16 protein-coding genes and 1 tRNA gene are annotated in these 24,237 nt (G+C 60.1%); 5 read left to right on the top strand and 12 right to left on the bottom strand.

What is annotated here, in order from left to right; all coding sequences use genetic code 11:
* Nucleotides 1–533: 533 nt before the first annotated feature.
* A complete protein-coding gene (locus J2W94_RS04185) occupies nucleotides 534–1,193 on the bottom strand; it encodes a Pr6Pr family membrane protein (protein ID WP_310090455.1) in 660 nt (219 codons plus the stop codon).
* Between the two features lie 424 nt (nucleotides 1,194–1,617).
* Between J2W94_RS04185 and J2W94_RS04180 the strand changes: the two genes are divergently transcribed.
* The 4 genes from J2W94_RS04180 to J2W94_RS04165 all read left to right on the top strand — a co-directional run bounded on the left by J2W94_RS04180 (nucleotide 1,618) and on the right by J2W94_RS04165 (nucleotide 5,510).
* Nucleotides 1,618–2,523 carry an AraC family transcriptional regulator gene (locus J2W94_RS04180; RefSeq protein WP_310090454.1) on the top strand — a complete coding sequence of 302 codons (906 nt, stop codon included), beginning with the start codon at nucleotides 1,618–1,620 and terminating at the stop codon, nucleotides 2,521–2,523.
* Between the two features lie 146 nt (nucleotides 2,524–2,669).
* Nucleotides 2,670–3,977: an alpha/beta fold hydrolase gene (locus J2W94_RS04175; RefSeq protein ID WP_310090453.1), complete on the top strand. Its 1,308-nt coding sequence runs from the start codon at nucleotides 2,670–2,672 to the stop codon at nucleotides 3,975–3,977.
* 2 nt (nucleotides 3,978–3,979) lie between these two features.
* Entirely contained in the window at nucleotides 3,980–4,591 is a 612-nt protein-coding gene (locus J2W94_RS04170) for a hydrolase (protein ID WP_310090452.1), read from the top strand.
* Nucleotides 4,592–4,739: 148 nt separating this feature from the next.
* The gene (locus J2W94_RS04165) at nucleotides 4,740–5,510 is read left to right on the top strand and encodes an alpha/beta fold hydrolase (protein WP_310090451.1); all 771 of its coding nucleotides are present in this window, start codon (nucleotides 4,740–4,742) and stop codon (nucleotides 5,508–5,510) included.
* Nucleotides 5,511–5,789: 279 nt separating this feature from the next.
* Here the strand turns inward: J2W94_RS04165 and J2W94_RS04160 are convergent, their stop codons facing one another.
* The 6 genes from J2W94_RS04160 to J2W94_RS04135 form a co-directional block, all read right to left on the bottom strand.
* Nucleotides 5,790–6,011 carry an XAC0095 family protein gene (locus J2W94_RS04160; protein ID WP_310090450.1) on the bottom strand — a complete coding sequence of 74 codons (222 nt, stop codon included), beginning with the start codon at nucleotides 6,009–6,011 and terminating at the stop codon, nucleotides 5,790–5,792.
* A gap of 123 nt (nucleotides 6,012–6,134) precedes the next feature.
* Nucleotides 6,135–6,845: a hypothetical protein gene (locus tag J2W94_RS04155; protein WP_310090449.1), complete on the bottom strand. Its 711-nt coding sequence runs from the start codon at nucleotides 6,843–6,845 to the stop codon at nucleotides 6,135–6,137.
* Between the two features lie 430 nt (nucleotides 6,846–7,275).
* Nucleotides 7,276–10,803: a hypothetical protein gene (locus tag J2W94_RS04150; RefSeq protein ID WP_310090448.1), complete on the bottom strand. Its 3,528-nt coding sequence runs from the start codon at nucleotides 10,801–10,803 to the stop codon at nucleotides 7,276–7,278.
* A 127-nt stretch (nucleotides 10,804–10,930) separates the two neighbouring features.
* Nucleotides 10,931–11,959: a DUF3644 domain-containing protein gene (locus J2W94_RS04145; protein ID WP_310090447.1), complete on the bottom strand. Its 1,029-nt coding sequence runs from the start codon at nucleotides 11,957–11,959 to the stop codon at nucleotides 10,931–10,933.
* A 250-nt stretch (nucleotides 11,960–12,209) separates the two neighbouring features.
* Nucleotides 12,210–12,284: transfer RNA gene (locus tag J2W94_RS04140), tRNA-Val, on the bottom strand.
* A gap of 333 nt (nucleotides 12,285–12,617) precedes the next feature.
* On the bottom strand, nucleotides 12,618–14,240 hold the full coding sequence (locus tag J2W94_RS04135; RefSeq protein ID WP_310090446.1) for an FMN-binding glutamate synthase family protein: 1,623 nt from the start codon (nucleotides 14,238–14,240) through the stop codon (nucleotides 12,618–12,620).
* Between the two features lie 698 nt (nucleotides 14,241–14,938).
* Here J2W94_RS04135 and J2W94_RS04130 point away from each other — a divergent pair.
* A complete protein-coding gene (locus J2W94_RS04130; RefSeq protein WP_310090445.1) occupies nucleotides 14,939–17,800 on the top strand; it encodes a bifunctional diguanylate cyclase/phosphodiesterase in 2,862 nt (953 codons plus the stop codon).
* A gap of 197 nt (nucleotides 17,801–17,997) precedes the next feature.
* Here the strand turns inward: J2W94_RS04130 and J2W94_RS04125 are convergent, their stop codons facing one another.
* The 5 genes from J2W94_RS04125 to J2W94_RS04105 form a co-directional block, all read right to left on the bottom strand.
* The gene (locus tag J2W94_RS04125; RefSeq protein WP_310090444.1) at nucleotides 17,998–19,116 is read right to left on the bottom strand and encodes an acyl-CoA dehydrogenase family protein; all 1,119 of its coding nucleotides are present in this window, start codon (nucleotides 19,114–19,116) and stop codon (nucleotides 17,998–18,000) included.
* Nucleotides 19,117–19,125: 9 nt separating this feature from the next.
* Nucleotides 19,126–20,286, bottom strand: a complete 1,161-nt coding sequence (locus tag J2W94_RS04120; RefSeq protein WP_310090443.1) for an acyl-CoA dehydrogenase family protein — start codon at nucleotides 20,284–20,286, stop codon at nucleotides 19,126–19,128.
* Nucleotides 20,287–20,304: 18 nt separating this feature from the next.
* The gene (locus tag J2W94_RS04115; RefSeq protein WP_310090442.1) at nucleotides 20,305–20,772 is read right to left on the bottom strand and encodes a MaoC family dehydratase; all 468 of its coding nucleotides are present in this window, start codon (nucleotides 20,770–20,772) and stop codon (nucleotides 20,305–20,307) included.
* A 14-nt stretch (nucleotides 20,773–20,786) separates the two neighbouring features.
* Nucleotides 20,787–21,965, bottom strand: a complete 1,179-nt coding sequence (locus J2W94_RS04110) for an acetyl-CoA C-acyltransferase (protein ID WP_310090441.1) — start codon at nucleotides 21,963–21,965, stop codon at nucleotides 20,787–20,789.
* 105 nt (nucleotides 21,966–22,070) lie between these two features.
* Complete coding sequence (locus J2W94_RS04105) at nucleotides 22,071–24,152, bottom strand: 3-hydroxyacyl-CoA dehydrogenase NAD-binding domain-containing protein (RefSeq protein ID WP_310090440.1); 2,082 nt, start codon at nucleotides 24,150–24,152, stop codon at nucleotides 22,071–22,073.
* Nucleotides 24,153–24,237 lie beyond the last annotated feature (85 nt).

Below are 24,237 nucleotides of genomic sequence, written 5' to 3'. Positions count from 1 at the left end.
AGCAAACGCTACCTCCAGCCTACTCTTTCCACGCAGCACTGCCTCCAGTCTGTCTGCCTCCTCTCGGTCAAATTCCTGCCAGAGTGGCAACACGTTGCCTGCATTTGCATCAAAGCGTGCTGCATCAGAGGAGAGGAACCCTATGTAGTACTTGCCGACCTCAAGGCGAGACCCGCAGCACCAGTCTGTTGAATAGCGAATCTGCTGAGCCTTTGTCCGGCCCCGTACATGGGCGACGACCTTGATAGTTCCGACCACCGAATCGCTAGCGTCGTGATCTATATGGGCATCTATCAGTTGAAACACAAAGACATTACGAGCAGTCTGCGCACGCTTAGTGTCGAGTGGAATATACGAGCACTGGCAAGCCTCCGCAGCGCCTCCCAATAGGAGCCCTACTAACAGTACAAGGGTTCTCATGTGGCCCAACCACCCAATTGCCGGACTCGTCCGTGTAACGGCGATCATACCGGCCGGTGAGGCCAGCCAGGAATAGGCTTTCGGGATCTGCCCCCAGCAAAGCTGGTCATCCGCTACGCGGGTTCCGCCCTATGGGGACTACGATTCCGCAATCTCGCAATAGCAAGGACGACCGCGCCCAAGACGATGAACGCGATGAGTAGCCCAAAAGAATTCCGCATCGCCTGCGGGTACCCGATCTGAGTTACGTCAATGAAATAGTACGGGTATGACCGTAGCAATTCCCCGCGGGTGAACACATAAACGAAGTAGCCCGCCGGATATAGGCACCATGCAATCGGTGCCCACAGATTCAGTCTGGCGCGCGGCGGAAAGGCGATCCAATACAGCAACGCCAGAATCGGCACTGCGTAGTGGAGTACGTTGTCGGCGACGAGTTGCAATCCCTGCGGTTGCCAAACGTTTCGCAGCAGCAAGTGATACGTTATTCCTACGATCGCTATCGACGTCACCGCGCAGCCCAACACGATGGGCCGCGCGAACCAGCGACCTGGCCCTGTGTTTCCGGCAACCAACGGTAGCGTGGCCGTAATGGCGACGAAGAGATTGGTCAAGACGGTGAAATACCCCAGGAAAACGATAGCGCCATCGACTGCGGTTTTGCCGTTCGCTATGGCGAGATTGACCGACAGCCAGAATTGGAGCAAAACACCGCTCCATGCAATTACTGCAAGTAAAGCTAACGCTGCTTTGTTCGCGGCTTGCCCGTTCATTGAGTTCCCCAATGCCCCGCGTGAGCGTACTCTCTGTCGCGCGCCGGGACAATTTGCGTCGCGATTTTCCGGCAACGTAAATCGGGCTGCGGCTGAGGTATTGGGTTGGTGAAGCCAACCCTGCCTGCGGCCCTAAAGCCCACCCTACGGGATCTGCAGGGCCTTACTCCGGCTGGAAGATGGCCGCGACTACGATCTAGTCGGCAGCCTCGACCAGTTGGGTGAAGCAGTGGTCCAGGCCGGCGCGGGCAGGATGACGTGGTTGGGTTGACGCGACTGCGTCTGCTTTCCGCCAAAAGCGGGCATTCAACTCCTGAGGCCGCCGCGGCCCCAGGCCGCAAGCCCACCTTCCAATCGTCCTGTATGCTCGGCAAACTTCGTCCCCTCATTCGCGCACCGGAGCTCCGGCCGTAGGGAGGATTACATGCAACCGATCACCGGGGCCTACGGCGACGGCCTGGCGAGATACTTCCGAGCCGATGCGAGTTCGCATCTCGTTATCAGCGCCTTGAGGAAGTCGAAGCTTGCCGTGACGCGCATCCGGCATGACGCACCGGGACACGGAATGACGTCGCCGCTGCCCGCAGAATCCGCATTCTCGGTTCTCCTGCAATTGAGGGACTCGCCCAAACGCGAACTCTTCATTGGCGGGCGTTCCGTCTATCGCGGAGGCTATGGCGCAAGGACCACCAGCATCGTCGATCTGGAACAGGAGCCGACCGCCAACCTGCAGAGCCCCTTCGACGTTCTGCATTTCTACGTGTCGCGTACCGCGCTCGATGAAATCACGGACCAGCAGGGTGCGCCGAGAATCGCAACGCTTGCCTGCGAACGCGGTGCTTTCGATGCGACAGTTTGGCACCTGGGTCAAGCGCTCCTGCCTGCGCTCGAGCGGCCGCAAGAAATAGGCGAGATGTATGCAGATCATCTGCTGATGGCAACGCACACCTATTTCGCGGTTGCCTTCGGCGGCATGCGCCTGCCTGAGTACGGAAGGCGCGGCGCGTTGGCGCCTTGGCAGGTACGGTGCGCCACCGAACTGATGATCGAGCGGATGGGCGAAGACGTGTCACTCTCCGAGCCGGCCGCAGCGTGCGGACTTTCGTCGAGCTACTTCGCCCGCGCCTTTAAAAAAAGCATGGGGATGCCGCCCCATCGCTGGATGCTGCTGCAGCGTGTGCTGCGCGCCAAATCGCTGTTGCGTGATGCCGATCGATCGCTCAGCGACATCGCCGCAGCCTGTGGTTTCGCCGATCAGAGCCATTTCACGCGCGTCTTCACCGGCACGGTGGGCGCCAGTCCCGGCGCCTGGCGAAAGCAGGTCCTATGAACACGACGGCGGTTTTTGCAAAAAACCGATAGAAGCCTTCAAGACCTTCCCCGCGCGGACGACCAACCTCAAAGCTGCAACTTTCTTTTGAGGACATGTCCATGGGAATGCATAGCCTATTCCGGATCTGCGTGTGGGTCGCAGCGTTGTTCTCCGCGGCCCTGCCGGCGCTAGCCGGTACGTTCGACTTCCCCGCTGGTTTCCGCACGCAGGAGATCCAAACCAACGGAACCACCCTGCATGTTCGCATCGGTGGAACGGGCCCCGCCGTAGTACTCATCCACGGGTACGGCGACACCGGTGACATGTGGGCACCCCTGGCCGCGGATCTGATGCGCGACCACACCGTCGTCGCACCGGACCTGCGGGGAATGGGGCTCTCGGCGATAGCAGCGGAAGGTTTCACCAAGAAGAACCAAGCCGAAGACATCGCCGGGGTGCTGGATGCGTTGCGCATCGACCGCGCCGATGTCGTCGGGCACGACATTGGCAACATGGTCGCGTTTGCATTCGCCCAGGCCCACCCGGCCCGCACGACGCGGTTGGTGGTGATGGACGCGCCGGTGCCAGGGATAGGCCCGTGGGACGAGATTCTCAAGAACCCGCTGCTTTGGCATTTCCGTTTCGGCGGGCCCGACATGGAACGTCTGGTGGCCGGGCGAGAGCGCATCTATCTCGACCGGTTCTGGAACGAGTTTTCCGCCAAGCCGGCGCGTTTCACGGAAGATGCGCGCCGTCATTACGCGGCGCTGTATGCGCGGCCAGGTCGCATGCACGCGGGCTTCCTGCAGTTCGCGGCTTTCGACCAGGACGCGATCGACAACCGCGCGGGGTTGACGGCTGGGCGCCTGCAAATGCCCCTGCTCGCCGTCGGCGGCGACCGTTCCTTCGGACCGACCATGGCCTTCGTGATGCGTTTTGCCGCCGACGACGTGCACCAGGTCGTCATCTCCGATGCAGGGCATTGGCTGATGGAAGAACAGCCGCAAGCGACGGTCGCGGCCATCCGCGCCTTCCTCGACGCGAACGCGAAGCTCACGCAAGCCCGCCTGACGTCTTCCGAAGTCGACGCTGTCGCGCGAGGCGCCGCCGGAGCCGGAACATCCGGCATTAGCGGCGTCCAGACAACCCTCCTTTCGGGAAATCCGAATGCGCCGGGGCCGTACGCGATCGAAATCCGCGTTCCACCCCGTACGCGCATCGCTTCGCACAGCCACCGCGACAACCGCACCGCGCTTGTCGTTTCCGGCGAATGGAATTTCGGATATGGCGAGCAGGCCAGTGAAGCGACGGCCCGTACGTTGGGGCCGGGCAGTTTCTACACCGAGCCGGCGAGCGACCCGCACTTCGCCTTCACTGGAGATCAGCCGGCGGTCGTCTACATCACCGGTCAGGGTCCGACGGATACGACCTACATTGTCGCCGCGCACGCATCCAGCAAGCCAGGGGAATAGCCATGGCCTCGTTCGCAACAATCCGCGATCCGCTGACTGATCACCTGCTCACGCCCGAGAATTCCGCGCTGGTGATCATCGACTTCCAACCTGTGCAGGTCTCGTCGATCCAGTCCCGTCCTAAACGCGAGCTGGTCGCCAACATCACCGCACTCGCCCGCATCGGCAAGCTCTACGAATTACCGGTCGTGCTGTCCACGGTGAACGTGAAGACCGGGCGCAATCAACCGACCATCCACCAGATCGTGGACGTACTGCCCGACGTCCGCCCTATCGATCGCACCTCCATTAATGCATGGGAGGACGAGGATTTCGTGCGGGCCGTGAAAGCCACTGGGCGGAGGAAGCTCATCATGGCCGCCCTGTGGACTGAAGTTTGCTTGGTCCACCCCGCACTCGACGCCATCAACGAAGGTTTCGAGGTCTATCCGGTCATCGACTGCGTCGGCGGAACATCGCCGGAAGCGCATGCGCTTGGCGTTCAACGCCTCGTCCAGGCCGGTGGTAAACCGGTGGGATGGGTGCAGCTGATCTGCGAACTGCAACGCGATTGGAACCGCGAGAAAACGATCCCGGGATTTGCGGACATTCTTTTCGCAATCGAAGGTCATTGATCCCGCGCGGATAAGAGACCTATATTCGATATGGCGGAACGCGCTATCCAAGCTGGCGTGGGACGCTTGCTCGATCTGAAGGCCCGGTCGCCCTTTGCGCCGTAGTCGCCATCTGCCACGCCCTCCACGGAGAGAAAGGAAAATGATCATGCCCAAGCTGACTGTCATGCTCGCCATCGCCGGTGCGTTGTTCTCCGGCCTGGCGTTTGCACAATCCCCCACCAAGCCTACGGTAGTGCTTGTCCACGGTGCCTTCGCCGACTCGTCCAGTTGGAACGGCGTCGTTGGAATCCTCGAAAAAGACGGCTACCGCGTAGTCGCCGCAGCCAACCCCCTTCGCAGCCTTTCCGGCGATGCCACCTACGTCTCCTCCCTCATCGACAGCATCGAAGGTCCCGTCGTCCTCGTCGGCCATTCCTATGGCGGACAGGTGATCACCACGGCCGCGAACGGCCATGAAAACGTCAAGTCGCTCGTCTATGTGGCGGCGTTCGCACCGGATGCCGGGGAAGCTGCGGCCGAACTTGCCGGCAAGTTCCCGGGCGGCACTCTGGGCCAGGCCCTTGCGCCGCCGGTGAAACTCGCGAGCGGCGGCATCGACCTGTATATCGACAAAGGGAAGTTCCAGCAGCAGTTCGCCCAGGACGTGCCCGTTGCGGAAGCGGCGCTGATGGCGGCCGGACAGCGCCCTATCACGGAAGACGCGCTGAAGGAAAAGTCGGGTGAGCCCGCCTGGAAGAAGCTGCCCTCGTGGTTCATCTACGGCGACGATGACAGGAACATTCCGGCCAAGGCCTTGGGTTTCATGGCGGAACGCGCGAGCTCGCGGCGCACCGTCGTGATCAAGGACGCGTCGCACGTCGTAATGGTTTCGCAGCCCGGAGAAGTCGCTGCTTTGATCGAGGAGGCGGCGAAGTAGTCGTGAAATGGCCGCGGCATCGGAATGTGCCGCGGCCTTTTCGTAGAGCGTTGGTGAAACACCCACCTCAAGCCATGCCCGCCAGCACCATAACTTCCAGAGGCCGCTTTGGGTCGGAAGCGGACCTCATTGAATGGCTGTCGTATTGAGCCTTCACCTTGTCATGGCCGCCTGCCTGTGTGATCAGGGCACCTAGGGCGGGACCATTACTCAGCGTTCGCGCGAAATGGAGGCGGTTAATCCGGATAATCGCTTCTGTCCCCCGCTCCGCCTGCAGTCTTACCCTGGCTTGAAGGTGGTTGCGACGACGATCTGGTCGGCGGCTTCGGCGAGTTGGGTGAAGCAGTGGGCCAGGCCGGCGCGGGGCAGGATGAGGGCGTCGGGATCGGTGTGTTCGGGTTGGCTTAGTTCGGCCAGCAGGTGCAGGTAGTGGCTGAGGGATTGCTGGTGGGCTTCTTCCGGCAGGAAATAGCCGGGCTCGCATGGCTTTCCTTGGCGCATGGCGGTCTCCTTTCTTCTTCGCGATGGAATGCCTTGCGCGCGTGCGCGCAAGGTGTCGGGAGGTTCGAAACCGCTCGAAAGCGTCTTTGCGATGACCCGTCCGTACAAAGTAAACAGGCTATGTCACTTTCCACACGCTCCAAGTTCACCAATAGATTTCGCGCCGTTGGTCCACTGAATGGTCATCACCGTTTTTTCATCAAGTGATAGCTTGAATCTTTGCGAATCACGCATTCCATCCAGGGCCGCTTGCAGACCAGGCACGGCAAACGTAACTACCCCCAGGTTCCTCGTCTTCGTGTAATTGAACACCTCAACAGTTTGCGGTGGTTCCTCGTCCTGCTGAAGGGCGATCTTCATTTTCTTGACTTTCCGTGGTTTAGGCAGTCCTCCCCCTTGAAAAATCAGCCACGCCTCCTGCTTGGGTTGTTGGAACCCCATGATAGTGACCACCCCGCCTTCCGAGTTATCCTCTCCGCTCGTATATTTTGCAAACGTCGCGGCGCATAACCGACCGTCGGGCGTCGGGATCGATTCGTTCTTCCATAACCCCTTGGTGAGCTGCTCTCTTTCCTTCGCGTCTGCTTCCCGCTTTAGCTTTTCGGTGCGTGCAAACTCTGCGCGTTGTTCAGGGGTGTAGGCGTTGAAATCTACGGGAGCTCGATCGGAACCAATTGCATCAATTGCAGCACGCTGATCCCGAAGCATGTCCCATCCGGTGTACTCATACGGAGGACTACATCCATTCCCGTTGAACACCATGCCGGTCGGGCAAGCGAGTGCCGTCATCGGCAGCGAACCCACAACTAACGCCAAAAGTGCAAGATGTTTCATCTTCTCCCCCTATTCGATCCGCTCGTGATTTTGATTGTTCTTGCGCGACGGACTCGTCCGTATAGCCGAGATCATACCTGCCGGTGAGATCAGCCAGGAACAGGCTGCCGGGATCTGCCACCAGCGAAGCTGGTCATCCAGCTGAGAATGGGGTCAGAAGCTAAGAATGGGGTCAGAGAGTAAATGCGTTTGAAACGAATATGTTCTCTGACCCCTTTATTGCCTTACTACCTTAGTTTCCGTCGGCTCGTTTTCACCTTGCCAACGATGATCGCCGGCCACGGAAGGCGGGTTAAAACTCGCCCTACGCACCTTTTCTGTGGGCGGGCTTTAACCCAGCTTCCGTAAGGGGTACAGATACCAAGGCATCAAGCGATGTTAACTCGCCTTACGCGCTTATGCCCTAAAGCCCGCGTGATGAGCCTGGGAGCTAAACTTCATGCTCCGTCATAACTCGGGCTGCTTCACGGTCATATGACATAGCCAACTCTTTAAGTGTTGCAGCGAATCGCTGGAAGCCCGCATTTTCAACATCATCAGCTTTACGCCGATAATGATCTGCCAGTTCCTTTTCTGGTTTCCCAGTTGGGTCTACCCAGTGCACCCCGCGAGAATTAAAGACTGCGGTCCGATATCCGTTCCGCATATCCTGATCATCCCTATCATTTAGCGCTGCACCCACAGTCTTATCTATCCAAAGCCCATCAGGATCGGAAGGCGCATGTATCAAGACACCCCCCACATGTATTAGCGCAACTTCTAGATGACCAGACTTTGCGCAAGCAGCCTTCACTGCGCTCAGCCATTCAATAAAATGGCTTTCTGAGAATGAGCCATCGAGTTGCATACCTGGTGGTGTCCTCCAATCATGCAATAGCCGCCAAGCGTTTGTAGCAACCTCTTTCGCACTTTCCGAGTGCTGGGTCAGGCTTGCATCGTCGTTCTTTGAGCGATAAATGAGCCGAATCAGCTCGCAAAAGAACTCTGGCTCTGCGGCCAACTTGCGCTCAAGATAATTTGGATTTCCCTCGTCACGGGAGGTCAGAAGCGGCAAGTACGCCCATTCGACCTTGAAGAGGTCGATCTCCGACACCGAGGGCTCAGATTGCAGGAACTCTATCAGGCGAACAACATGGTGGGATACGAGCGACCCAGACTTCTCAGGAGAGGACACAGCAAGAAGCAGCGCCTCCACAGACTGCTCAACGCTCGCCGTCTTGTTATCAAGAAGCATCTTGTAAAGACACTCTATTGCTGCGTAGGGTCTGCCATATTCGTTGAGCTTCTCAACTGCAATCGAGAGATCATCTTCTGAATGATATGGGTTTGCCCATACTTGCGACCAATACAACTTTTCCTGTTCACCGAGCCAGATCGTTGCACGATCCCATGTGCCCTTGCTAAAGGGCAATTCGCACAGAAATCGCGCCTTCTGTTCCCTTGACCAATCCAAACCGACTACGCTATCGCTCCATCCCCAGCCCCATATGATGTGACGCCTCCAAATGAAGGCGCCGATAAACTGCTTGAGCTTGGTCGGTGATTCATTGAGAAAGCTAGGCAGAATACTGTGGTCGATCGATGAATCTTCAATAGCGCCTAACGCATAGCCAACTTGACGCGCTGATACGACAGCTTCCGCAAAAAGCATAACCTCACTTAGCCCACCTTCCACAAGAATCGCATTGACGGCGGATTCTCTTTTCTCTTCAAGCTTTCTTTGCTGATCTTGCCAATCGCCATTCTCGTCGTAAAGATCAAAATCTCGGTCGCTAAAGAGGTGCCGGTTAAGTTCAAAAGCGCTTTCTGGCTCTAGCGCTTTTGCCGCTTCTTCTATGCGGGTAACTAAGCCCTCAGGCAACGCCCAATCAGCGTCGGAAAATTTTCTGTGCTTACTGGTAAAACCGACCAATGCGTCCCAAATTTCACGACGCCGTTGCTCGGCCAACCCGATTATCCCTGGGGACGTCAGCTCATTCAGTAGCTTATCGAAGGCAGATGGGGGAAGATCGTCAAGTCGCGACACCAGCTGAGTCAACTTTTCCGGATCACCGATTGATGCGTTAACCGCGAGATCTGCATATGCGGATACTTGGTCCCAGTACTCGCCTTGCGTGACCCCTGACTCCCAATCTTCCGAGATCACATTTCTCCATTGCGGTTTGTGTGCGCCAGACGACGTTTGTTGATGGCCAGGCAGCAAATGAAGTAGCAGGTTCCAACCTGCCTCCGGTTGCTCAGTTAGTACGGTTTGAACCGCCACTTTGCGCTTCTCAATTGCAGCCAATGTTTGAGGTAACCAAGGAAGCAGAATCGTTGAAAGCGAATTGGCCGGACGATTGCTCCACTTACCTCCGGGATCGTGACTAGCCAATTCAGCGAGCAACACACTCGCCCGCACGAGAACATCCGGGTCCCATGCCAATCCTTCGAGTGCCCACAGCAATCCTGCCAGATAGCTACCTCCGGTAATTCCATTGCCTTCTTGAGCGAAAAGCTCATCAAACGGCGACGGGGAACGCTGCAAAGAAGATTCGACTGCATCAATGAACTGAAGCGGAGCTGCCTCAGCCAAAGCGGGAAGGAGATTGCTCAGACTTCCCCATACTTGCCAGTCGGCGTCGGAAAGAATACCGCGAACTGCGAGGATACTAGTTGCTTCAGCCTTTCCTTGCGTAGAGTTAGTTGCTGCCTCGGGATGGCTTCCAACAAGCGCGAGTCCCTCGGCGACTCCCTTGCGCAAGGATTGCGAATAAGTCGTTATCTTTCCGCGTATATTCGCTGCATATCGCTCATCGGTAGGAAGTTCTAACGCAGGGTCGTGCTCCGTAAGAACTTTTATTCCGAGGCGCTGGAAGACATCGAGATTTTGATCCAGTATCCGTGAACCGAGCTTCGACCAAAGCTCTGGTCGACGGGAAACCTTCCAAATGCCATTCTTAATCGAAAGAGGGGTATCTGGGGCTTGCAGCATATCTCTCGCCTTACCAAGCCATTCTTCGTAGCTAATACCTAGAAAGGTAGATATTTCTTGGGTGTCGCTCTTGTTGTTGTCGTCCCAGGAACCAATTAACAATGCCAGCGCTAGGTACGAAGCATCAGGATGGCGTCCCCAGTCAATGGTCTCTTGTTGCCCAACCACCGCTAGTTCTTTCGGAAAAGCTGCGACAACCCTCCTCTTGAATGCCTCCAATATATCTTCCGGAATATTTTGCAGAGTGATCGTGCCTGCAGCTTTGTTCCACGTCTGAACAAAATTGACTATCCGGGGCCATATCCATTGTGCAAGCTTGCTATCGAACTGGGAGATGTGCGAGTGAAGCAAAGACAGTACAACACCCGATTCATTGTCTAAATCGTATCCAACAACATGAAAATGCCTGAGGAACTCGTAGAGTTGATCCTTGGATACAGCGGAACCGCCATTAGCGGCTTCCAGATGAAACTCGATAGCCGCCAGTTTCTCTTCGCAATTCTCTGGGCTGAAATTCGCCGTCTTAACGTGAAGATAGAATTCACCAACATCTTTGGTACGCCGCGCATGCTCTAGTAACCAAAGAACGTTTCTCTGATCAATGGCACTCATTGGGCCCGTAATAAGCGCTAGTACGTCCTTGCCTTTCGTGAAATTATCGAGATTGTTGAAATCATTCCACGCCGCCTGAATTACCTCACCAAAGACCTTACTGCCCTTTGTTATAGGGAGAGAGTGTTTGATTTGACCTAACAGTCTGCGCTGCCCTCCACCTTCAGCGTCTTCGATCAGAACGATAAGGTCATCCGTGTCAAATCCATGAATCTTGCCTTGAAGCTTGATTTCAACGATTGGCCAGCACGGAAGACATGGCGAGTGGCCTCCGGTGACCATTAGGGTTACAAAAGCAGCTTGAATGTTAGCTTCAAAGAAACTGCCACCGCCGCCGGTAGAAAATGAATTACTGAGCCGCTTCTGTTTCACCATTTCCCCTAGAAGTCGTAGGGCGGAACCACCGCAGGTGATTCCGCCGAATGTCGATGGCACCAAAGACCGCCTCCGCGCAGAGACATGCGGCGGAATCCGCTACATGGGTTCCGCCCTACGCGGGCTAAAAATCATCTTGTAACTTAGGTTCACGGCTCGTAATCTGCCTAAATGTCTCAGCTCTCGAGAACGCTTCGATACAACGACTCACCCAAGCCTGCGTATATAAATAATCTTTGTGGGCTTCGTCGTATACGCAGAAGGCCGTATCGCACTGCTCAGGCTTCTTAGCACCAGTTTTAGGGCGAACTTTGTAATAGCGCCATGCATCTGAATGTGCGTTCTGGCTAACGATGAACGGCGCACTTGCATTGATTCTGGTAACTACATCCCCAGGCTTCAGAAGTTCCAGATTCGCAATTGGAATCTTCTTCTCTCTAATCAGAACATTCAAACGCTCCAAGCGTAGCAACTCTTCTTCGCTAGCCTCATCTACTTTGACGAACTCTACGGATGCATCGGCTGCACTCTGACGATTCGCAACCTTAGGAACAAGATAGACGTTGTACGAGTACTTCATGCTACTCAATACAGTGGAAGGCAGGTTTCCACGAAATGTCTCTACATATTCTTTAACAGATCGCGCATTGCTGACAGCCAACGCCCTTGCCGCCTTTTTCTTTTCCGGGGGGACAACCGTGGAAAACTGAAGAGAGACTGCAAGCTGCTCTTGCAACGCGTACTTCGAGCCAAATGTATGAACCAGAAGCTCCTCAAGATTCAAGAGCGATGCCTGGCATTCACCATATAAGGATGGGTCAAGCTCTGGAAGGTGTCTGTGTTCAATCTTGTTGCGAAGCCCAATGAGGAATTCAATATTTTTCCTCTCTGCTGGATGGTTAGCGCCGTAGAACCTCTTCACGCACTCAGCCAAATCCCAGTGTTTAGGGTCACCATCAATACGCTCAAAACGGCCGTTCTTCTTGTACCAGGGCTTTACATTCCTCCGGTAGTACACGGCGTGGAATAGTGCAGTCCAGGCAATGACGATCATTACCAGAAACTGTGCCGTCCTAAAGCTACGCCCTGGCCGATTGTATGCCTCCACTGCAGCTATCGCAGCGAGTTGGCATTTTTCCAGATTGTCCTTCACAACCTGTGGCAATCCCCTAGGCATCGCTACTCCCTGCGCTCATAGCTAGTTTCTTCGATGTTACACGCCTTCACCTTTCATCAAATCAGCGGGACAGGACAGCCACCAGAGAGTAAATATTTCACACTCCGCGAGACTTACAGGGGACTTATAAGGGACGGACTTATAGGGGACAGAGGCAGTTAACTCAAATGCCCTCAAGCAAAAAAGCCGAAGGCCGCTCAAGAGCGGTCTTCGGCTTTGTTCCAACTGGTGGGCGGTGCAGGGTTCGAACCTGCGACCCTTGCCGTGTGAAGGCAATGCTCTACCGCTGAGCTAACCGCCCGAATGGGTGCGAATCGGGCCGCAGATGTTAAAGGTCGCCGCCCTTTTGGTCAAACCGGCCCAGGGCTGGCGGGCCTGTCTGCCTACCAGGCAAAGGCCTCCCCGCCCGGGAGACTCTTGAATCCCGTTCGTGGTGAGCCTGTCGAACCACGCTTTTCGCGGTGGAAGCGGGTTGCCGTACGCCTGGGCTGCTGCGCCAAGAGCGTGGTTCGACAGGCTCACCACGAACGGATCTTCGACAGGCTCACCGCGAACGGATCTTCGACAGGCTCACCGCGAACGGATCTTCAGACAGGCCCACCACGAACGGTTTGCGCTTTGGAGCAGCCCCGCCCTACCGCGACTTGGAAGCCCGCAGCGCACTGACCCGGGCCGGCGGTGCGAACGAATCGCTGCGCGCGTCCGCCCAGAAATCCCGGAAAACCGCGTGCTCCGGCACCTTGCTCAACAACTCCCCCGGCTCCAGGAAATTGAACAACGCCGCCAGCGACCGGATCTCCACCGGCGAAATCCGCCGCAGAATGTGCTCCGGCCCCAACTGCGCCGGATGCTCCAACCCCGCCGCCCCCAGCAAATCCCGCAGCGCCTTCAGCGTATTGCCGTGGTACTGCTGCACCCGGATCGCCTTGTCCGCCACGTCCAGATGCTGCCAACGGTTCGGATTCTGCGTCGCCACCCCCGTCGGACACTTATCGTTATGGCAACTCTGCGACTGGATGCAGCCCAGCGCGAACATGAACCCCCGCGCCGAGTTGCACCAGTCCGCCCCCATCGCCATGGTCCGGGCCAGATCGAAGGCACTGGTGATGCGCCCGGCCGCCCCGATCCGGACCCGATCGCGCAGACCCAGCCCCACCAGCGTGTTGTGCACCAGCATCAGCGCCTCGTGCATGGGTACGCCCACGTGATCGATGAACTCCGCCGGCGCCGCGCCCGTGCCGCCCTCAGCCCCGTCCACCACGATGTAGTCCGGCAACAGGCCGGTCTCCTGCATCGCCTTGGCGATGCCGAACCATTCCCAGGGATGGCCGATGGCCAACTTGAACCCGGTCGGCTTGCCGCCCGACAGCTCGCGTAGCCGCACCACGAATTCCAACAGACCCTTCGGCGTGGAGAACGCCGAATGCCTGGCCGGCGACACGCAGTCCACCCCCATCGGCACCCCGCGCGTGGCCGCGATCTCCGCACTGACCTTGGCCGCCGGCAGCACCCCGCCATGACCGGGCTTGGCCCCCTGCGACAGCTTCACCTCGATCATCTTCACCTGCGGCGTGCAGGCGTTGGCGACGAAGCGCTCCTCGCTGAAAGTCCCATCGTCGGCGCGGCAACCGAAATAACCCGAACCGATTTCCCAGACCAGATCGCCGCCCGGTTCCCGGTGGTAGGGCGAAATCGAACCCTCCCCGGTGTCGTGATAGAAATGCCCGCGCCTGGCGCCCTTGTTGAGCGCGCGGATGGCATTGGCCGACAGCGCCCCGAAACTCATCGCCGAAATATTGAACACGCTGGCGCTGTACGGCTGCGCGGATTCGCCACCGATGACGATGCGGAAATCGTGCGATTCGATTTTTATCGGCGCTATCGAATGGTTGAGCCACTCGTAATCGACGCTGTACACGCTTTGCTGGCTGCCGAACGGCACCACATCCATCACGCCCTTGGAGCGCTGATAGACCAGCGCCCGCTGCTGGCGCGAGAACGGCACCTCGGCGGTATCGCCTTCGATGAAGTACTGGCGCATCTCCGGGCCCACCGATTCCAGCCCGTAGCGGAAGTGCGCCAGGATCGGATAATTGCGGCGCAGCGTGCTGCGCTTCTGCAGCACGTCCCAAGTGCCCAGCAGCGCCACGGCACCGAATCCGGCCACGCCCCACCACCAGGCAGGCGAATGCAAGGCCATCGAGAAAGACAGAAAAGCCAGCGCGATGCTCAACCCATAGGCCAGATAACGACTCATCGCGCTCCTCGGAGGTACTGCCTTGGGACGGCGCGCGCTCGCAGGAACCCGCATGCCGGTGCTGATCGACATGTTAGGCGTTAATCGGAGTTGGGCAAACCGGTGCGGGGTTGGCCGCACCCGCCGCTCCCGCAGGATGGCTCCTGGGCCGGGATCCGTTCGTGGTGAGCCCCCGAACCGTTCGTGGTGAGCCTGTCGAACCACGCTCTTTGCGAACCGCGTCAGCCCACGAATGGTTTGCTTGTCGCTCGAAAAGCGTGGTTCGACAGGCTCACCACGAACGGATCTTAGACAAGCTCACCACGAACGGATCTTAGACAGGCTCACCACGAAAGGGTTCGAGGTTGAGCTGCGAAGTGCCGCAGCGCAGTTCGAACGCCAGCGGGCGTTTGAAACAGCGGCTCCGGCTCGCCTGCGCTACCGCATGTCACTCCAAACCGTGATGGGGGTCCGCGTTCAGTACTCCGAAGCGAATGAACGAACCATGGCGTTAACTCCGTTCCGACAACAATGCGGGGGCGATTAGTGCATGCTGTTTCGTGATCGGAATCAAAACGATCATTTTTCACCCTGCATTACGATCTTTGCTCGACGGGGGCGACCCATTGGAAGAAAGCAGGAAGTCTGACAGCGGACGATCGCGTCCCACCAGTTCGGCCCGCGTTTTTGCGATCTCAGGATTGATACTGGCGTTGTTGTTGGCGCTCGGACTCGCCTACGTGGTCGTCAACGACCGCACCGTCAGGCTGGAGGGCGCGCAGAGGCAAAGTTCCGCGCTCGCCGCCGGCGCGGCACGCCTGCTGAAGTACGAATTCCGCAACGTGGAGCGGGCGATGCTGGGCGTGGCCGGCGACGCCGAGCTGCTGTCCACCAACCCGGATCCGAGCGTGCTGCTGGAGAACATCGCTGGCGTGGCCAGCAGACAGCGCGAGCTCGAGAATATCATCCTCGTCGATCCTCAAGGCCGCGCATTGCTCGGCGGGCAAGGCGATCCCACGCTGCCGCGCTGGATCGCGGCAAGCAAGCCGGGGCCAGGCAGCGCGTTGCGGATCGGCCGTTTGTACAAGTCGCCCCGCGGCCGCTGGCTGCTGCCGGTAGCGGTGCCGTTGAAACGCGACGGTTATGTGCTCGCACGCTTCAGAGTCTACGAACTGCGCAGCGTCATCGCCGGCCTCGACACGGGCAAAAACGGCACTGTCGCCATCACCGACCGGGACGGCACCTTGCTGGCCCACAACCCGGAAGCGGTGAGACTGGTCGGAAAGACTTTTCCCATACCGCATGCGGCGGCGAAATCGAACGTTCCGCAAGCCAGCGAAATCGATGGCGTCCCTCGCCTGGTCGCGACTTCCGATCTGCCGGAATATTCGGTTCGTCTTACCGCAGGCGTCGCCGCCGGCGATGTGCTGAAGCCGTGGCACCTGCTGCTGGCGACCGCCATTGCGGTTTATCTGGCCTACCTCCTGATTTACGTCTACCTGCTGATCGTCCTGAAGAAAACCGGCGCCGCGCAGGAAAAACTGTTGGCCGAAATACAGGAAGGCGCGTCGAACCTCAGCCTGGCCCAGCAGGTCGGTGGCGTAGGCACCTGGATCATGTGGAAAGATTCCGGTCGCCTGCAATGGTCGGACAACGTGGCCCAGATGCTGGGCATTTCCGCTGCGCAGTCGTCGGCTTCGCTCGAGGAGTTCTATGCGCTGGCGCATCCCGACGACCGCGTAGCACTCGCGGCCGTTATCGAAAACGCGTGGACCACGCAGGAGAAGTTCGAGACCGAATACCGGACAGACGCCAGGAATGGTCTGGTCAAGTGGATTTCGTTGCGGGGCGCATCGGTTCGCGAGCGCGATGCGCGATTGAAGATCACCGGAACGATCGCCGACGTGACTCCGCGGGTGGAGGCCCAGAAGCGGGTCACCGATGCGGAACGGCAGTTCAGGCTGATATTCAACGAGAACCCGTTGCCGTTCTGGGTGTTCGACGCCGCGACCTTGAAATTCCTCGAAGCCAATTCCGCCGCGGTGGCGCAGTACGGCTATTCGCGGGACGAGTTCCTGAGCATGTCGATACTCGACCTGCGGCCGGACGAAGACAAGGACAAACTGCTGGCCGACATATCGGCGGGCCGCGAGGGCTTCCATCTTCCCCAGGTATGGACCCACCGCCGCAAGGACGGTTCGCTGTTCGAGGTCAATATCCATACCGCGGATCTGGAGTTCGGCGGCAAGCCGGCACGGCTGATCCTGGCCGAGGACATCAGCGCCAGCATCGAATACGAGCAGCAACTCTCCTTCCGCGCGTCCCGGGACTTGACCACCGGCTTGCTCAATATCGACGAGCTGACCAACCGATTGGAACGGGACGTGGAGGACGGACTTCCGTTCCATGTGGCGAACGTCCAGATAAAAGGGCTGGATCTGATCGCCGATGCGCAAGGCCGCGCGTCGAGCGAAGCGCTGTTGAGGGCGATAAGCCACCGGCTCACGGAACTCGTCGACGAAGAGGATTGGGTGGCCCACCTGCCCTCCGATACGTTCGTCGTGGCCGCACGGCATCCGGACTCGACGCGCGCGGCCAACGAAGCACTGATCGATGCCATCCTGCAGCCGATCGAATCGCAGGGCCGGTCCTACCATCTGGAAGCATGGGTCGGCTTTTCCGAATTCCCCGCGGATGGCGGCGACGCCGCGGAGATCATCAGGAACGCCGCTCTCGCCGCCCACGTGGCCAGCGCCAGAAAAGTCCGCTCAACCCCCTACGTCCCGGCGATGAGCGTGGCCGCGATAGAGCAGCAGGAACTGGTCCTGCGCATAAGACAGGCCATGAACGCCGGCGAGCTGGTGCTGCATTTCCAGACCATCGCAGACGCCGACAGCCTAAAAACCAGCGCCCTGGAAGCGCTGGTGCGCTGGCCGCAGCCGGACGGCACCTTCATTCCTCCCGCCGAATTCATTCCGCTGGCCGAAAGCTACGGTCTGATCACCCAGTTGGGCCAGTACGTACTGGAGCAGGCCGCCGCCAGCCACAAGCTCCTGGAACTCGCCGGTTTCGGCCACATCCCCATCGCGATCAACGTCTCGGCCCAGCAGTTCCTCGACACGGATTTCGACCGTTCCGTTTCCGCCGCGGTTTCCAAACACGGGCTTCGTCGCGGCGCGCTGCATGTCGAACTGACCGAAAGCATCATCATGAGCGAACCCGAACAGGCGATAGAAGCGATGCGCCGCCTGCAAGCCGCGGGCGTTCTCACGTCGATCGATGATTTCGGCACGGGTTTCTCCAGCCTCTCCTATCTCAAACATCTCCCTCTCGACTTCCTCAAAATCGATCAGTCGTTCGTGGCCGATGTCCATTCCAATCCCGGCAGCGCGGCGATATGCCGCGCGCTGCTGACCCTGGCCCATTCCCTGGGTCTATCGGTGGTGGCCGAAGGCGTCGAAACCCCGGACCAGTACCGGTGGCTCAAGGAAAACGGCTGCGAACACCTGCAGGGTTATTTCATCGCGCGGCCGCAGCCGCTGAACGCAGTGATCCGCGCCCTCCGGAAAGGCGCGAGCTAACGCCGGAAGCATGGATGCACCTGGCAACTGTTTGTGGCGAGCTCGAGAAGCCGTTCGTGATGAGCCAAGAAACCGTTCGTGGTGAGCCTGTCGAACCACGCTTTTCGACATAAAAACAGAACACAGTGCGCTGATGAAGATCGCATAGAGCGTGGTTCGACAGGCTCACCACGAACGGATTTAGTTTTGTGCGTTATTCAAGCCGCCCGCAGCTGCCGCCTGTAATTTTCGAGATGCTGGTCGGTGGTGCCGCAGCGCAGTTCGAACGCGAGCAGCCGTTTGAAGTAATGGCTGACGTCCAACTCATCGGTCATGCCCATGCCGCCGTGCAACTGCACCGCCTGCTGGCCGATATAGCGCGCCGCCTGACCCATCAGCATCTTGGCGGCGGACAGCGCGGCGTGGCGCGCGGCCGGGTCGGGATCGGTGCAGCGCGAAGTCGCCAGGTACGACATCGAACGCGCCTGCTCCAGATGCATCAGCATTTCCGCCATGCGGTGCTGCAGCGCCTGGAAGCTGCCGATGGGCGCGCCGAACTGCACGCGCGAACGGCTGTAGGAAAGGGTTGCGGCCAGGATGCGGTCCATCGCGCCGAAAGCCTCAGCGCATAACGCGGCCAGTGCGTAGTCGAGGACCGCCTGCAGCGAATCGCGGGCCTCTCCGCCCAGGCGCGAATCGGCGGACAACGCCACCTTGTCGAAAACGATATCCGCGGCCCGCTGCTCGTCCACCGTGACGCACGGCGCCAGGCCGACGCCCACGGCATCGGCGGCGACCGCGAATACGCCCAGTCCGTCGCCGACCCTTGCCGACACCAGCAGCAGGTTCGCCGCTGGCGCGTGATAGACCGCGGATTTGCGGCCGCTCAGTGCCCAGCCGTCGCCGCTGGGCGTGGCCCGGGTTTCGACATTCATCGCCTCGAAGCGCGTGGAGGCTTCGTCGTGCGCCAGCACCGCGATCGATTCGCCGCTGGCCAGCGCTGGCAGCCAGGCCGCACGCTGATCGGGCGACGCCATGCGCACGATGGCATGGGTCGCGACCACGGCGCTGGACCAGAACGGCTCCAGCAGCATGCCCTCGCCTATCGCGTTGCCGACCAGCAGGGTGCCGACCGGTCCGGCGCCGATGCCGCCTTCCTCTTCGGGAATATTGATCGCCAGCAAGCCGAGTTCGGCCAGTTGCGTCCACACTTCGCGCGACCAGCCCTCGGCCGAGGCGCGCACCTGGTTGCGATGTTCGAAACCGTAGCGCTCGGCGATGAAGCGGCGCGTGGTATCCAGCAGCATCTGCTGTTCGTCGTTGAAGGAAAAATCCATGAGGCGTTCCTAGAGTCCGAGGATCATGTGGGCGATGATGTTGCGCTGGATCTCATTGGATCCACCGAAGATGCTCAGCTTGCGCAGGTTGAGATAGGCGGCGGTGGCGCGCGAGGCATCATCGTCGGGCCGATAGGCCAATGCGCCCGGACCCAGCAGTTCCACCTGCAGCTCGGAAATGCGCTGCATGATCTCGGTGCCGCGGATCTTCAGCATCGATGCCTCCGGCCCCGGCGCGTGATTGGCGGCTTCGGCGAAGATCACCCGCATGTTGGTGACTTCCAGCGCGGTCAGTTCGATCTCGACCTGGGCGACCTTGCTGCCGAACAGAGGATCCTCGAGCAGGCTGCGGCCGCCCTTCTCGACCTTCGCCGCGTCCTGCTTCAAACGCTGCAACTCGCGTTTGCAGGCGCCGATGCCGGCGATATTGGTGCGCTCGTGGCCGAGCAGGAACTTGGCGTAGGTCCAGCCCTGGTTTTCCTCGCCCACGCGATTGGATGCGGGCACGCGCACCTCGTCGAACCAGATCTCGTTGACTTCGAAGGTTCCATCCAGCAAGCGCGTCGGCCGCACGCTGATGCCGGGCGTCTTCATGTCGATCAGCAGGAAAGAGATGCCTTTCTGCGGCTTGGCGGCCGGATCGGTGCGCACCAGGCAGAAGATCCAGTCGGCGAACTGGCCCAGCGTGTTCCAGACCTTGCGGCCGTTGAGCACGTAATCGTCGCCGTCGCGCTCGGCTTTCATCTTCAGCGAGGCCAGATCCGAACCGGAACCGGTTTCCGAATAGCCCTGGCACCACCAGTCTTCCGCGGCCAGGATCCGCGGCAGGAATTGCTGCTGCTGTTCGGCGCTGCCGTAACGCATGATCACCGGCGCCACCATCTTGATGCCGAAGGCGAGCTGTGCCGGCGCGTCGGCCAGGGCGCATTCGGTTTCGAACAGGTATTGCTGGGTCTTGCTCCAGCCGGTGCCGCCGAACTCCACCGGCCAGGCCGGTGCGCCCCATCCTTTCGCATGCAGGATCTTCTGCCAGCGCACGATGTCGTCGCGGATCTGGCTGGCATCGTCGCGGCTCATGCGGTCGCGGATATCGGCCGGCAGTTCGGCGGCGAGGAACTGCCGCACCTCGTCGCGGAACGCCTGTTCTTCCAGGTTGAAATCGAGATCCATGCGGACTCCGTTGTCGAATCAGGGGGTGGTTGAGGGGTAGTAGCGGACCAGCATCTGCGCGACGCAGACTGGTTTGTCGCTTTGTTCCAGTTCGATGGTTGCGTCCCAGTGCGCCTGCAAGCCGCCGGCAACCGATTGCAGGCGCTCCAGTATCAATCGCGCCCGAACGCGCTGGCCGGCGGGCAGCGGCGCGGGAAAACGCACGCGATCCAGGCCGTAGTTGACCGACATGCCGACGCCGTCGATGCGCAGGCAGCTTTCCAGCAGCTGCGGCAAAAGCGAGAGGGTCAGATAGCCGTGGGCGATGGTGGTTTTGTAAGGCGATTCGAGTTGGGCGCGCGCGGGATCGGTGTGGATCCATTGCTGGTCGCCGGTGGCGTCGGCGAAGCGCTGGATGCGCGCCTGGTCGACGCTCAGCCAGTCGCTGCAGGCGACTTCCTGCCCGATCCACGCAGGCAGGGCATCGAGATTTTCGATTATGCGCATGAGCGAACCTTGAGTCAGACGATCTCGAACAAACCGGCCGCACCCTGGCCGCCGCCCACGCACATGGTGACCACGGCGTACTTCACGCCGCGGCGCTTGCCTTCGATCAGCGCATGGCCGACCAGGCGCGCGCCGCTGACGCCATAGGGATGGCCCACCGCGATCGCGCCGCCGTTGACGTTGATGCGCTCATGCGGAATTTTCAGACTATCCATGCAGTACAGCACCTGCACGGCGAACGCTTCGTTCAATTCCCATAGGCCGATGTCGTCGACCCTCAGGCCGGCGCGCTTGAGCAGCTTGGGTACGGCGAACACCGGACCGATGCCCATTTCGTCCGGCTCGCAACCGGCCACCGCGAAGCCGCGGAAGATGCCGAGCGGTTGCAGGCCGCGCCGTTCGGCCAGCTTGGCGTCCATCACCACCGCGGCGGAAGCGCCATCGGAAAACTGGCTGGCGTTGCCCGCGGAGATCACGCCGCCGGGCACTGCGCTACGGATTTTCGCGACGCCTTCGTAAGTCGTGTCGGCACGGATGCCTTCATCGGCAGACAAGGTCACTACTCGCGTCATCAACTGGCGGGTTTCCGGATCGGCGGCACCGGCCAGCACGGTGATCGGCACGATCTCGTCGTCGAACTTGCCGGCGGCCGCCGCGGCCGCGGCGCGCTGCTGGCTTTCGGCGCCGTAACGGTCCTGGCGTTCGCGTGAAATGCGGTAACGCTTGGCCACGGTTTCGGCGGTCTGCAGCATCGGCCAGTACAGCTCCGGCTTGTGCCGCAGCAACCAGCCTTCGCTGAGCATGTGCTGGTTCATGTACGGCTGCACGCAGGAAATGCTTTCCACCCCGCCGGCGACATGGATATCGCCTTCGCCCGCGAGCACGCGTTGCGCGGCCATGGCGATGGTCTGCAAACCGGAGGAACAGAAGCGGTTCACGGTGGCGCCGGGAACGCTGACCGGCAAACCGGCACGGAGGGCGCTCTGGCGCGCGATATTGACGCCGGTCGCGCCTTCGGGATTGGCGCAGCCCATCAGCACGTCCTCGACTTCGGCCGGATCGACGCCGGCGCGGGCGACCGCGTGCTGCACCACATGGCCGCCCAGGGTCGCGCCATGGGTCATGTTGAGGGCGCCTTTCCAGCTCTTGGCCAGGCCGGTGCGTGCGGTGGAAACGATGACGGCTTCTTTCACGTTATTTTCCCGGTCGAATGCGTTATGACATCTGATTGGTTTGCTCGTCATCCCAGCTTGACCAGCCATTCGGCTGTTTAAAGCCGCTGGGATGACGATGGAACTCTATGGATTGAAAGAATTTCCGGACTCGGCCAGTTTCACCAGCAGCGGCGCGGGTTCCCAGGCCTGGCCTTCATGCCCCTTGGCGTAGCGGCGCATCGCGGCCAGCACGTTGTAGAGGCCGACGCTGTCGGCGTAGAACATCGGGCCGCCGCGCCAGATCGGGAAGCCGTAGCCGGCCAGGTAAACGATGTCGATGTCCGAGGCCTTGGCGGCGATGCCTTCTTCGAGGAGATACGCGCCCTCGTTGACCAGCGCGTACACCAGGCGTTCGACGATCTCCTCGTCGCTGATAGCGCGACGCGCGATGCCGAGATCCTTCGAGTTCTTTTCGATCAGCTCGTCGACTATCGGCGAGGGATACGCGGTGCGGTCGCCGGCTTTGTAGTCGTACCAGCCGGCGCCGGTCTTCTGCCCGTAGCGGCCGAGTTCGGCGACCCGATCGGCCGTCTTCGAATAGGTCATGTGCGGCTTTTCCACATAGCGGCGCTTGCGGATCGCCCAGCCGATGTCGTTGCCGGCCAGGTCGCCCATGCGGAACGGCCCCATGGCGAAACCGAACTTCTCCATGGCCCGATCCACCTGCTGCGGCAGCGCGCCCTCATCGAGCAGGAAACCCGCCTGGCGGCTGTACTGTTCGATCATGCGGTTGCCGATAAAGCCGTCGCAGACGCCGGACACCACCGCGGTCTTGCCGATCTGCTTGGCCAGCGCCATCGCCGTGGCCAGCACGTCCTTGGCCGTGGCCTTGCCGCGCACGACTTCCAACAGCTTCATCACGTTGGCCGGACTGAAGAAATGCATGCCCAGCACGTCCTGCGGGCGCTGGGTGAAGGCGGCGATGCGGTCCACGTCCAGCGTGGAAGTGTTGCTGGCGAGAATGGCGCCTTGCTTGGCGACCGCGTCCAACTGGGTGAACACCGCTTGCTTGACACTGTATTCCTCGAATACCGCTTCGACGATCAGGTCGGCGTCCTTCAGCGCGTCGTAGGACAGCGTGGGTACGATCAAGCCCATGCGCTGCTCGACCTGTTCGCTGGTCAGCTTGCCCTTCTTGGCGCTGTTCTCGTAGTTCTTGCGGATAGTGGCCAGCCCACGTTCCAGCGCGTCTTGGTTGCTTTCCAGCAGCGTCACTGGAAAGCCGGCGTTGAGGAAATTCATGGCGATGCCGCCGCCCATGGTGCCGGCGCCGATCACGCCGACCTGCTTCACCTCGCGCAAGGCGACTTCCGGTCCGATATCGGCGATCTTGCCGGCGGCGCGTTCGCCGAAGAAGCCGTGGCGCAGCGCTTTCGATTCCGGTGTCTGGATCAGCAGAGCGAAGGCTTCGCGCTCGGCGTCGATGCCTTTGTCGAAGGGCTGCTTCACCGCCGCTTCGATCGCCTCCAGGCATTTCAGCGGCGCTGGATAGTTGGCCGATGCCGCGGCGACGGCGGTGCGCGCGAAGCCGAGGAAACCTTCGGCGTTGGGATGTTCGATCTTCCAGTCGCGCACTTTGGACAACGCGCCCGAGGCGGCGGCTTCATTGGCCACGGCGATAGCCGCCCCCAGCGTGTCGTTCTCGACCACGCGGTCGAACAGTTTCGTGGCGGCCAGCTTCCCTGCCGGAACAGGCGTACCCGAAACGATCATGTTCACCGCCGTTTCCAGCCCTACCGCACGCGGGAAGCGCTGGGTGCCGCCCGCGCCGGGCAGAAGCCCCAGCTTCACTTCCGGCAGGCCGATCTGCGCGCGCTTGTCGGCGACGCGATGATGCATGCCCAGCGCCAGTTCCAGTCCGCCGCCCAGCGCCAGACCTTCGATGGCCGCGATCACCGGCTTGCTGCTGCGTTCGAAGGCTGCGATCACCGTGGGCAGCGTGGGCTCCATGCCGGCTTCGGGTTTGCCGAACTCGCGGATATCGGCGCCGCCGGAGAAGGCGCGCGGACCTCCCGTCACCACGATGGCTTTCACCGTCACGTCGTCCAGCGCCCGCGTCAGCCCCTCAAGCAAGCCGCGCCGCGTGTCCAGGCCGAGCCCGTTGACCGGCGGATTCTGCAAGGTGAGGATCGCGACGCCCTCGCGGGTTTCATACTTGACTGACATAGGTGCTTCCTGTTTTTGGCGTAGCGACGCCTCGTGAATGACCGCAAGCCGGCGATCGGTGATCGTTGCGATGAGTGAGGACGCG

The sequence above is a fragment of the Pseudoxanthomonas sacheonensis genome, from assembly GCF_031455975.1.
In the GTDB taxonomy this organism is placed as follows: domain Bacteria; phylum Pseudomonadota; class Gammaproteobacteria; order Xanthomonadales; family Xanthomonadaceae; genus Pseudoxanthomonas_A; species Pseudoxanthomonas_A sacheonensis_A.
This window is presented reverse-complemented; position numbering and strand designations above follow the sequence as displayed.